Source organism: Deltaproteobacteria bacterium, assembly GCA_028818775.1.
Classification (GTDB): domain Bacteria; phylum Desulfobacterota; class Binatia; order UBA9968; family JAJDTQ01; genus JAJDTQ01.
The window spans coordinates 1-10,838 of sequence record JAPPNE010000151.1 but is presented as its reverse complement, the minus strand read 5'-3'; the positions used below and the strand labels follow the sequence as shown (position 1 = coordinate 10,838).

The 10,838-nt window shown below is 63.5% G+C and carries 9 protein-coding genes; 6 read left to right on the top strand and 3 right to left on the bottom strand.

Features of this window, described 5'->3' with window-relative positions:
* Positions 1-122: 122 nt before the first annotated feature.
* Entirely contained in the window at positions 123-935 is an 813-nt protein-coding gene (locus tag OXU42_16385; protein ID MDE0030966.1) for an SDR family oxidoreductase, read from the bottom strand.
* A 496-nt stretch (positions 936-1,431) separates the two neighbouring features.
* Between OXU42_16385 and OXU42_16380 the strand changes: the two genes are divergently transcribed.
* The 6 genes from OXU42_16380 to ugpC all read left to right on the top strand — a co-directional run bounded on the left by OXU42_16380 (position 1,432) and on the right by ugpC (position 7,852).
* Entirely contained in the window at positions 1,432-2,565 is a 1,134-nt protein-coding gene (locus OXU42_16380) for a hypothetical protein (GenBank protein MDE0030965.1), read from the top strand.
* Positions 2,566-2,592: 27 nt separating this feature from the next.
* Positions 2,593-3,468, top strand: a complete 876-nt coding sequence (locus tag OXU42_16375; GenBank protein ID MDE0030964.1) for a hypothetical protein — start codon at positions 2,593-2,595, stop codon at positions 3,466-3,468.
* Between the two features lie 186 nt (positions 3,469-3,654).
* Complete coding sequence (locus tag OXU42_16370; protein ID MDE0030963.1) at positions 3,655-4,899, top strand: ABC transporter substrate-binding protein; 1,245 nt, start codon at positions 3,655-3,657, stop codon at positions 4,897-4,899.
* Between the two features lie 95 nt (positions 4,900-4,994).
* Entirely contained in the window at positions 4,995-5,867 is an 873-nt protein-coding gene (locus tag OXU42_16365) for a sugar ABC transporter permease (GenBank protein ID MDE0030962.1), read from the top strand.
* Positions 5,860-6,750: a carbohydrate ABC transporter permease gene (locus tag OXU42_16360; GenBank protein MDE0030961.1), complete on the top strand. Its 891-nt coding sequence runs from the start codon at positions 5,860-5,862 to the stop codon at positions 6,748-6,750. The genes OXU42_16365 and OXU42_16360 overlap by 8 nt, the downstream gene beginning before the upstream one ends.
* Positions 6,751-6,754: 4 nt before the next feature.
* Complete coding sequence (gene ugpC / locus OXU42_16355; GenBank protein ID MDE0030960.1) at positions 6,755-7,852, top strand: sn-glycerol-3-phosphate ABC transporter ATP-binding protein UgpC; 1,098 nt, start codon at positions 6,755-6,757, stop codon at positions 7,850-7,852.
* A 12-nt stretch (positions 7,853-7,864) separates the two neighbouring features.
* Here ugpC and OXU42_16350 read toward each other — a convergent pair whose 3' ends face one another.
* The gene (locus tag OXU42_16350) at positions 7,865-9,610 is read right to left on the bottom strand and encodes an ABC transporter permease subunit (GenBank protein MDE0030959.1); all 1,746 of its coding nucleotides are present in this window, start codon (positions 9,608-9,610) and stop codon (positions 7,865-7,867) included.
* 92 nt (positions 9,611-9,702) lie between these two features.
* Positions 9,703-10,707, bottom strand: a complete 1,005-nt coding sequence (locus tag OXU42_16345; protein MDE0030958.1) for an ABC transporter substrate-binding protein — start codon at positions 10,705-10,707, stop codon at positions 9,703-9,705.
* Positions 10,708-10,838: the final 131 nt, after the last annotated feature.

Sequence of the window (10,838 nt, the reverse complement as noted above, 5' to 3'; positions counted from 1 at the left end):
GGCCTTGTCCCCGTCCTCGTCCACCGCCGCGACGTGGGCGCCCTCCCGGGCGTAGGCCAGGGCTACGAGGCCGCCGATACGGCCCCCCACTCCGGTCACCACCGCGATCTTGTCTTCAAGTCTCATTCCGCAACTCCTCGGGTGGGGTCCCACCCCTGGTTGCCCGCCTTGGCCCACTCGGGCCGGAACCGGTCGTCGGTCACCGCGGCCACGGTATAGCCGCCGTCCACGTAGAGAACCGTGCCGGTGACGTAGGCGGCGTCGTCCGACGCCAGGAACACGGTGGGCGGACCCATGTCCTCCGGATACTCCGTCCGGCCCAGGGGCAGGCGCCGGAGCCGCTCCAGCACCCCCTCCGAGTAGGGCGGGCGCTGGGTATTGCCGCGCGCTACCCCGTTGACGTTGATGCCCCAGAAGCCCAGGGCGTGGGCCATGGAGCGCGTGAGCCCGTCCACCGCGCCGCGGTCGGCGGCCCAGTCCACCGCCTGTCCGGGCCCCAGCTTGGCCACGATGGAGGTGAGGTTGACGATCTTGCCGTAGCGCCGCTTGACCATCTCGTTGGCCGCGGCCTGCCCGGTGAGGAAGTAGGGCTTGACGCCGCGCGCCAGCGTGTCGTCGAAGTCCTCTTCCTTGAAGTTCAGGAACTCCTGGTGATGCGGGCGCGCCGTGGCGTTGACCAGGATGTCGAGTCGCCCGTAGGTCTCCACGGTGCGCCGCACCATGACCTCGACCTCCTCCTTCTCCCGCAGGTCCACGCCCAGCGCCAGTGCCTCGCGACCGGCCGCGCGCACGCGCTCCGCCGCGACGTCCGCGTCCTCCTGCTTCCAGTCGGCGCACACGACGTCGGCCCCCTCGGCGGCGAACGCCTTGCTGATGATGCTGCCGAACTCGGCGTTGGCCCCTGTGACGATGGCGATCTTGTCCTTCAAACGCATACAGGTCTCCTGACGAGTCAATGTCATGGCGGCGTTGCGGGGGTACCCGAAGACGCCGTTCAGTTGCAGATACACTGCACATACTGCGTTGCACGCTGGCGGTCAAATCCCACGGCAGCCTCCGCCAAAAAACCGAATCGACATTCTTGCGAAACCGCCTGTGTCGAAACTCACAACGCCCCTTCGTAACAAAACGTCATTCCCGCGGAAGCGGGAATCCAGGGGCGGTGGCGGGGCGCTACGGCGGCGTTTCCCCGCCTCACCCCTCCTGGATTCCCGCTTCCGCGGGAATGACGTTTCAGGGGGTTGTTGCCTTTCTCAGATGGGGTTTTACACAGCCTGTTCCGCGGGGGAATGGCGTATTCGGGGTGTTGGTACCGGCCGTATTGCCAACCGCGTGTCGGGTGATGTATCGTCCCATGCGTGTCGCGAACAAACAACGGCAGGGGGACGCCGTCCGCAACCGTAGCCGCACGCCCTGCCTCGGAGGACGCCCATGGCCACCAAGGAACAGATCGAAGCCGCCGAGAAGAAGGTCTACTCGCAGAAGGACATCGGCGAGTTCATGACCACGTGGAAGGACTTCCCCAGACCCGGCTTGGCCGCGTGGTCCGAACGGAAGAAGGCGGGTCTGATGAATACGGCCCGCAGCACTCGCTACAATCCCAAGTTCCGCCCATTCGACATGCTCAGCGTCCCCAACCAGTCGCTGGTGTTCCTGGAGAACGAGAACCACCGGATCGGCGCCGAAAGTGTCGTCGGCGTCCAGGACGCGTTTCACCGCTACGTCGACTGCGACATGCTCTACTTCCAGTTCTGCGGCAACACCACGGTGGAGACGGAGTTCGGCGTCTACGAGATGACGCCGGGCGAGGTGATGCTGGTCCCCGGCGGCATCTCCCATCGCTCCATCGGACGCAACGACAGCCTGCGCTACTTCTGCATCAACCGCGAGGCCGTGGACTACGTCCTGGACGAGGAGAAGTACACGAGCCACCAGTCATTCGTCGTGAAACGCCACGGCGGCCCTAACTGGAGCGGCCTGGAGACCCCCAACGAAGACGTCCGCGGGCGCGTGACGGAGAAGATGCACTTCTGGGATGACGAGCCCGACGACCTCACGGTGGTGGAGCGTGACTACGACTCCCTCGTGGGCGTGTCCACGCTCAAGCCGAAACAGCAGGAGAGCGGCATCCGCAAGCTGCGCGCCTTCGACCACTTCACCATGGTGCTGGGGAAGGCCGGAGGCGAAGCGGGACTGCTGGCGCTGATGGAGTCCCAGAGCATGCGCGTGCGCACCTACAACATGCAGGACGAGCAGTTCGCCTTCCACCGCGCGCTCCAGAGTGAGGAAGTGCGCATCCAGTTCCGTGGCGACGCCCTCGACCTCTCCGAGTTCGAGAACGTGGCGGTGTCCCCCGGCGAGATCACCATCATCCCGCTGGGCATCTCACACAGCGTCATCAGCGTACCGCCGGACGGCCAGGACTTCCTGCGCCTGAACTTCTACAGCAAGCTGCGCTGGCACGTGCCCATCGACCCCACGCACCACGTCTACAACAGCACCTTCACGGTCGAAACCACGGTCCACAAGGAAGCCGACTGGTGGAAGACCGCAGCCAACGCCTGAAACCCGAGCGCGAAGGAGGAACACGACATGGCCATCAAGGAAATCAATACCTATTCCTTTATCGGCAACCTCGGCGGCCACGAGCCCAAGCGTGAGTGGAAGGAGATCGACGAGGACAGGGACGTCATCAACTGCACCGAGACGTTCGAACGCCCGTGCCTGTTGCTCAAGCCTCTGAGCGTGTTGACGACGCCCCTTCCAGGCGAGAACGGCGAAGAGCGGCGCCTTCCGGTGCTGTCCAATGACGACGTCAGCATCGAGTTGGTCACCGGCGCCTCCGCCGAGCCTGCCGCGGCTTCACGCGACCGGCACTTGGTGTGCGTCCAGGTGGGCGGCTCCGGCACCGTGCCGACCGCGAAGGGGGAGTTCGACCTGACTCAGGGGGACGTGCTGGCGCTCCCTCCAGGCGTGGCGCGCGCCAATCCCGCCGGCGGCACCCGGCTGGTGGTGTACACCAGCAAGCCCCTGCACGTGGCCCAGGGCTACCCGGCCAAGGACGAGCGCACCACCGCGGCGGAGTGCCTGCTGCTCAAGCCCTCGGAGGTGCTGGACCAAGTGGACGAAGGGCCGTCGGGCGGCCAGCACTTCGAGCTCATCGAGAACGAGGATCTGATGGTGGAAATGACCGTCCGGGCCGACTCCCAGCGCATCTACCACCGGGGTTTCAACCAGGACGAGGTGGCGTTCCAATTGACCGGCCAGCGCGGCACGCGCACCACCCAGGGCGAGTTCATTCTCGACACCGGCGACATGCTGTGGATCCCGCCCGGCTGCTCGCACCGGAACATCGGCGACATGCTCACCACGCGCATCATCCTGTACACCCGGAACCCGCTGACGCTGTCGCAGGAATACACCAGCCGCGCGGAACGCGTTGCCCAGTCTGTGCCCGGCTCCGCGTAGGCGGTACGTCGGCTGCATAGGTCACCTCGGGCCCCGAAACAAGTCAGAAGACTTATCTTGTCGTCGCCATGGGAGTGTATGCGCAAAGTGCTGAAATTGTGGTAGGCACGTTTTCACGGCAAGCTTGAGACCCAGAGTTGTCTCGCAAGTTAATTGTATTCGTATGGGAGGTACTCGATGAAGTCGATGAAGAGAACAGTATTCGCGGCTGTTGCGGCCATGACCTTGGCTAGCGCACCTTTGGCCCTTGCCGAACCTCAGGTAGAGGTACTGCACTGGTGGACTTCGGGCGGCGAGGCCAAGTCTGTTGCCGTGCTCCAGAAGGAATTTGCCGCCAACGGCGGCACCTGGACGGACATGCCCGTAGCCGGTGGCGGCGGCGACGCTGCAATGACGACCCTGCGCGCCCGCGTCCTGTCCGGAAACGCACCGGCCGCGGTGCAACTGAAAGGCCCGGCCATCCAGGAGTGGCATGAAGAAGGAGCGCTGGCCGACATCTCGGCCGTGGCCGAGGCTGACGGTTGGGCCGATCTGCTGCCGGCATCGATTGCCGGTCACATGAAATGTGAAGGCGCCTGGTGTGCCGCACCGGTCAATGTCCATCGAGTGGACTGGATCTGGGCCAATGCGGAGGTGCTGAAGGCCAACGGCATCGCAATGCCTGGCACGTGGGACGAGTTCAACGCGGCAGCCAAGAAACTGCAGGCGGCAGGCATCATCCCTCTGGCCCACGGCGGGCAGGCCTGGCAGGACGCCACCGTGTTTGAAGCGGTTGCACTGGGTGTCTTGGGCGCTGACGGCTTCCGCAAAGCCTTCGTCGAATTGGACAAGGATGCCCTGACTTCGGACGCGATGGTTGCCGTCTTCGATCAGATGCGCACTCTGCGCGGTTTCGTCGACCGGAATTTCTCGGGTCGCGACTGGAACCTGGCTACGGCCATGGTGATAAACGGCGAAGCCGCCTTCCAGATCATGGGAGACTGGGCCAAGGGCGAATTCCTGGCCGCTGGCAAGGTGCCGGGAAAGGACTTTCTCTGCGCTTCGACGCCCGGCGACGGGTTTCTGTACAACGTTGACAGCTTTGCAATGTTCAACGTGGAGGGCGAGGACAAGAAGTCCGGCCAGTTGCTGCTGGCCAAGTTGATCGTCGGCAAGAACTTCCAGAAGACATTCAACCTGAACAAGGGTTCGATCCCGGCACGCACGGACGTGGCACTGGACGAGTTCGACAGTTGCGCGCACCTGTCGGCTCGGGATATGGCGGCGAGCTCGAAAGGCGGCTCGCTCTTGCCCAGTTACGCCCATGGCATGGCGCTGCGCGGCGCGCAGGCCGGTGCCATCACCGACGTGGTGACGGCACACTTCAACTCGGACATGTCGTCGGCTGACGCGGTAAAGATGTTGGCCGAGGCCGTTGCCAACTCGATGTAGTGCGCTCGGGTCCCGTGCCTGCAACTCAGTGGCCTGTAACATGCTACAGGCCACTGGTGGGCACGGGACCGCTCTTTCCGTAAGGGTCGATGTCGATGACCGAGTGGCTGGAACGCAACGTACCGAGGATAGTTCTCGCCCCGTCGTTTCTTGCCGTCCTGATCTTCGTGTACGGGTTCATTGCCTGGACGGCGTGGGTCTCGCTGACACGTTCGCGCCTTTTGCCGAAGTACGAGATCGAAGGGTTCATCCAATACGACCGGTTGTTCGCGGCGCCCCGCTGGGATACGGCCATGGACAATCTGTTCATTTTCGGCGTCCTGTTCATCGTGGTCTCGATGCTGCTGGGGCTCTTGCTGGCCATTCTTCTCGACCAGAAGATCAGGGCCGAGGGGGCGCTGCGCACGATCTACCTGTACCCCATGGCTCTCTCGATGATCGTGACCGGGACGGCGTGGAAATGGATCATGAACCCGGGCCTCGGAATCGAGGCGCTGGTCCGAGGCTGGGGGTTCGAGGCCTTTTCCTTCGATTGGATCATCGACCCCGACATGGCGATTTACGCGATCGTCATCGCCGCGGTCTGGCAGGCGAGCGGCTTTGTCATGGCCCTGTTCCTTGCGGGGTTGCGCAGCGTTGATGAAGAGATCATCAAGGCCGCAAGGATTGACGGCATTCCCACCTGGCGCATCTACTCCGCGATTATCATTCCTTCGATGGCGCCGATATTCCTGTCCGCCTTCATCGTGCTGGCCCACCTGGCGATCAAGAGCTTCGACCTGGTCATCGCCTTGACTGGCGGCGGCCCCGGCTATGCCACCGACCTTCCGGCCACCTACATGTATGCGATGGCGTTCTCGCGCGGCAATCTCGGCCAGGCGGCCAGTTCGGCGATGGTCATGATGGCGGTGGTCTTTGCGATTGTCGTGCCCTACCTCTATTCGGAACTGAGAGCGAAACGTGACTGACGCGACGCGAAGTCTGCCGGGTGCGTTCGGTGGCCGCCAATGGGCCTTGCGTTGGTTGTTGTTTGCCGTCCTTGGGTTGTTCGCGCTGTTCTACTTGATGCCGCTTTTCGTGATGATCACCACGTCGCTGAAGAGCCTCGAGGAAATCCGAGCGGGAGGCTTGGTTGCGCTACCGGGCCGGGTGACCCTCGAAGCTTGGGGTACGGCCTGGTCCAGCGCCTGCTCCGGTATTCAGTGTGAGGGGCTTCGGCCGTACTTCTGGAACTCCGTGGCGCTGACGGTGCCGGCGGTGGCAATCTCGACCCTTCTCGGGGCGGTGAACGGTTACGTGATAGCGCAATGGAAGTTCCGCGGTGCGAACCTGATCTTCTCGCTGATGCTGTTCGGTTGCTTCATACCGTTCCAGGTGGTGCTGCTGCCGATGGCGCAGATGCTGGGGTTCATGGGCCTGGCAGGCACGCTTTCCGGATTGGTCTTCGTTCACGTGGTCTATGGCATCGGGTTCACCACGCTGTTCTTCCGGAACTACTACGTCACCATCCCGATCGAGTTGGTGAAGGCGGCCAAGGTGGACGGTGCGGGCTTCTTCCGCATCTTCTGGTCCATTTTCATGCCGCTCAGCCTGCCGATCTTGATGGTCACCGTGATCTGGCAGTTTACCCAGATCTGGAATGACTTCCTCTTCGGCGTGAGCTTCAGCCAAGCGGGCACGCAACCCGTGACGGTTGCCTTGAACAATATCGTGAACTCGACGACCGGCGTGAAGGAATACAACGTGGACATGGCCGCCGCCATGATCGCCGCGCTCCCTACGCTGCTCGTCTACGCCTTGGCCGGCAAATACTTCATCCGTGGGCTGACCGCGGGCTCCGTGAAAGGGTGATCGGATGACACCGATCCTTGAGATAAGGAATCTGTGCAAGAGCTTTGGCGCGGTGGAAATCCTGAAAGGGATCAATGTTTCCATGGAAGCCGGGGGCTTCCTCGTGCTCGTAGGTCCGTCGGGCTGCGGTAAGTCCACCCTGCTGAACTGCATTGCAGGGCTCGAGCCGATTTCCGGAGGGACGATCCATATAGGCGGACGCGACATGACTCACGTGAGCCCCAAGGACCGCAACATCGCGATGGTGTTCCAGTCCTACGCGCTGTATCCGACCATGAGCGTGGCCAAGAACATCACGTTCGGCATGAAGGTGCGCGGGGTGGACCGGGCGAGCCAGGCCAGGAAGTTGCAGGAGGTGGCGCGGCAGCTTCAGATCGAGGAGCTTCTCGACCGGCGTCCCAGTCAGCTCTCCGGCGGCCAACGCCAACGCGTGGCCATGGGCCGGGCGCTTGTGCGCGATCCCCAATTGTTCCTCTTCGATGAACCCCTGTCGAATCTCGACGCCAAGCTGCGGGTCGAGATGCGCCTGGAAATCAAGAAGCTGCATCACGACCTCGGCGCCACGATGGTCTACGTGACCCATGACCAGATCGAAGCGATGACGCTTGCGACCAAGATCGTGGTTCTCAAGGATGGGGTCGTGCAGCAGATCGGCTCACCGGCCGAAATATACGGGCGCCCGGCCAACCTGTTCGTCGCCGACTTCATGGGAAGCCCCGCGATGAACCTGATCCCGGCCAGGACATCGCGAGACGGCAACGGCAGGAGGATCGAGATCGAGCGGGCCGGGGCCTCGCCGTTCGTGTTGATCGACAGCCACCGCGACGATCTGCCTGAAGAGGTGGTCCTGGGGCTTCGGCCCGAGGATATCGTGGAGGCGGGATTTCGCGCCGGCGAGGACGTTCAGACGGCGGAATGCCTGATCGACATGGTGGAACCGGCTGGCGCCGACACCTTTGTCGTTACCTTGCTTGGCGGCAAACAGGTCACGGCGCGACTTCATTCCGAGACTCAGGCTCAACCCGGCTCGACTCTCAACCTGGCCTTCGATCTCGGCAGAGTTTCGTACTTTTCGCCGGATACCGGTGAACGTTTGAATTGAGGTCGTCCTGGCTCAGGCGCCGCCCAGTTGCAACGTGCGGCGGCCGAAGAAGAAGTACAGCACGACCAGCGGCACCATGAAGGCCAGGAGGAGCAGCGAGATGGCCGCGGCCACGGTGGACTCGCCGCGGGTGACGAAGCTCAGCACCAGGGTGGGCAGGGTCTGGTTGTCCTTGGCGGTGAGGAAGGCGGCCAGGGTCAGTTCCCGGTACGAAAGCAGCGCGACCCAGATCCAGGCATAGAGCGTCGCCGGCGCCAGCAGCGGCACCAGGATGTTCCGCAGCACGCCGAAGGGGCCGAGTCCAGAGACGTAGGCGGCCTCGTCCAGTTCCTTGTGTATCTGCAGCAAGGCGTTGTTGTAGACCCGGGTGGGGAAGCTGATGCGCGCGATCACGAAGACCACCAGGATGATGTACACGGTGTTGTAGAAGGGGATGTATTCCGGAAGCCAGAACAGCGCGATGACCAGGATGGCCACGGAGAAGATGAGGTTGGGCACGGCGTGGGGCAGGAACGCGATCATGTCCACCAGCCACGCGTAGCGGAACCCGGAACGGATCACCACCCACGAGATCGCCAGTCCGATGAACATCAGGATCGTCGGCACGGTCAGCGTCAGGATCGCGGTGTTCTTGGTCGCCATCCAGAAGATGTCCCAGGGGATCTGCCGGAAGTTGTCCAGTGACACGAACGCCAGCGCCTGCATGGAGAACGGCTGGAAGTAGGGCATCAGCGAAGCCCACACCAAGGCCAGAAACGGAAACACGATGCCCAGCCCCAGCTTGATGCCGATGAACGCCCAGCCCGCGATCCACCACCGTCCCAGCGGGACGATGTTGGGACGGTAGCTCTTGCCGGTGACCACCGTGTAGCGGTGGGAGCGGCTGATCACCTTCAGGTACCACCAGCTCAGCAGCAACCCCACCACGATCATCAGCACGCTGGCCGCGCCGACGATGCTGAAGTTCGGCGGCCCCTCCTGCGGGTCCGCTTCGTTGAATACGAACGTGCTGAAGGTGAAGATGCGGTTCGCCATGCCGATGATGGCGGGGACGTCGAAGGAGGCGAGGCCGATGGTGCCGACGTAGATGCCCGCCGCCAGGATGCCCGGCCACATGAGCGGCAGCGTCACGTGCCAGATTCGCTGGGGAAAGCTCAGGCCATGGATCTGCGCGCTCTCCTCCAGGGCCGGGTCCATGGCGCGGAACGTAGCCGCCAGCATGATGAACGCCAGCGACGAGAGCCCGAGGCCCGAGATGAACCCCATGCCCGACACCGAAACGATGTTGATGGGCGGGGAGTCGATGAACGGCACCAGATTCATCAGCCAGTGATTGATGGTGCCGATCCTCGGATGGAACATGAACAGCCAGCCCAGGGCGCCGAAGGTGCCCGGGATGATGGCGCTGGCGGTCATCAGCGGAAAGACCAGGCTCCGGCCGGGAAGGTCGGTGCGCTCCGCGAGCCACGCGATGGGCACCGCGAACACCAGGGCGACGAACACCGTCACCGCCGTGAAAACCGCCGTGTTGTACAGTGCCCCGTAGACGAAGGGGTCCAGGTAGAGGTCGCTGAAGTTCTTGAGCGTATAGACGGAGGAATCCAGCGGGTCCTGGAAAGCGATGTCCAGGACCACCGCCAGCAGAACCAGCACCACCGACAGCACCGCGCCGGTGAACGCGATAAGCAGGAAGCGCGCGCCCAGGAAACGCCCCAGGCGCGCGCCCGCGGGTCTGTCGACTGTTACGGTGGTGTCCATAAAGCTGGCCTCATCGCAGCACGGCGCCGCGCCGCGACACGGTCATTCCAGCGAAAGCTTGCCCTCGACCCCGATCGGGGGCGGGAATCCGCCTACTTCTTCTGACCCACCAGGATCTTCTTGTACTCGCTCTTCCACTTTTCCACTTGCGGCTTGACCTTCATGTACGTCGGAATGCTGATGTACGGCGGCGCCACGCCCCGGTCCCTCAGGTCCTTGGCGATCTTGTACATGGTGTTCTCGGGATAGTAGCTGGTGTCCGCCAGTTCCCACTTCCGGTTGAGCGCCTGTCCCTCCGGCGTCTGCATGAACACCATGAACAGCTTGGCCGTGTTGGGATACTTGGCCTGCTTCAACAACCCCATGTACGAGTGGCTCAGGTTGTTGGTTTCCTCGATGTAGGCCATCCCCAGCGGCGCACCCTTGGCCGCCCCTTTCCACACGTTGTTGGCGCTGCACATCATCGCCAGCCCGACGAACTCGCCGCTGGCGATGCGGTTCTCGTCGCCGCAGCCGATGAGGCCGACGATGTGCCCCCTCTTGACCAGCTCCGACAGCAGGCCGCGGATGCGTGCGGCCTTTTCCTCATCGAAGGTGCCCTGCTCGCTCACGCTCGCGCGGTCCCACACCGCGGCGTAGGTCGTGGAGGCGAGTTTCCCCTTCCAGAAGGGATCCAGCAGGTCTTCCAGTTTCGTCGGCACCTTGTCCTTGGGCACGAGGCGCGTGTTGTAGGCGAAACCGCCGATGCGGGTATGCTCCGGAATGGCGCCGCCTCCGGGTACGATGGCGTCCTCGGGCAGGCGCGGATAGAGCTCGCGCCAGTTCTTCACTTCCGCGAGCATGTTGGCCTTGAGAAGTCGTGGGATGGTGGACTGGGTGCCGTTGAACACGTCCGTCGAGGGCTGCCGGCCTGCCTTGGCTTCCTTCATCAGCCGGGCCGCGAAGCGGTTCTGGTTGGGGAAGTCGACGTATTCCCACTTCACGTCGATGCCGTACATCTTCTTCATCGTCGCGAGGACGTCCTTTCTCGCCCGCACGTCCTCGATAATGGAGTGGCCGATGATCGTCCCGCCCTCGGCCTTGGCGGCCTTGATCAACTCGTCGAGCGCGGCCGTCCGGTCGGCCGCGGGGGGCCCGGCCGGGCCCCCCCCCCCCCCCCGCGCACACCCCCCCCCCCCCCCCCCCCCCCCCCCCGGTGCAACCCCCCCCCGGATCAAGTTTTGAGGCA

Excerpts from the sequence above, each read along its gene's own strand:
- OXU42_16380 (MDE0030965.1), top strand. The coding sequence starts at position 1,432 with ATGGCCACCAAGGAACAGATCGAAGCCGCCGAGAAGAAGGTCTACTCG.
- OXU42_16350 (MDE0030959.1), bottom strand. The coding sequence starts at position 9,610 with ATGGACACCACCGTAACAGTCGACAGACCCGCGGGCGCGCGCCTGGGG.
- OXU42_16365 (MDE0030962.1), top strand. The coding sequence starts at position 4,995 with ATGACCGAGTGGCTGGAACGCAACGTACCGAGGATAGTTCTCGCCCCG.
- OXU42_16385 (MDE0030966.1), bottom strand. The coding sequence starts at position 935 with ATGCGTTTGAAGGACAAGATCGCCATCGTCACAGGGGCCAACGCCGAG.
- OXU42_16370 (MDE0030963.1), top strand. The coding sequence starts at position 3,655 with ATGAAGAGAACAGTATTCGCGGCTGTTGCGGCCATGACCTTGGCTAGC.
- ugpC (MDE0030960.1), top strand. The coding sequence starts at position 6,755 with ATGACACCGATCCTTGAGATAAGGAATCTGTGCAAGAGCTTTGGCGCG.
- OXU42_16375 (MDE0030964.1), top strand. The coding sequence starts at position 2,593 with ATGGCCATCAAGGAAATCAATACCTATTCCTTTATCGGCAACCTCGGC.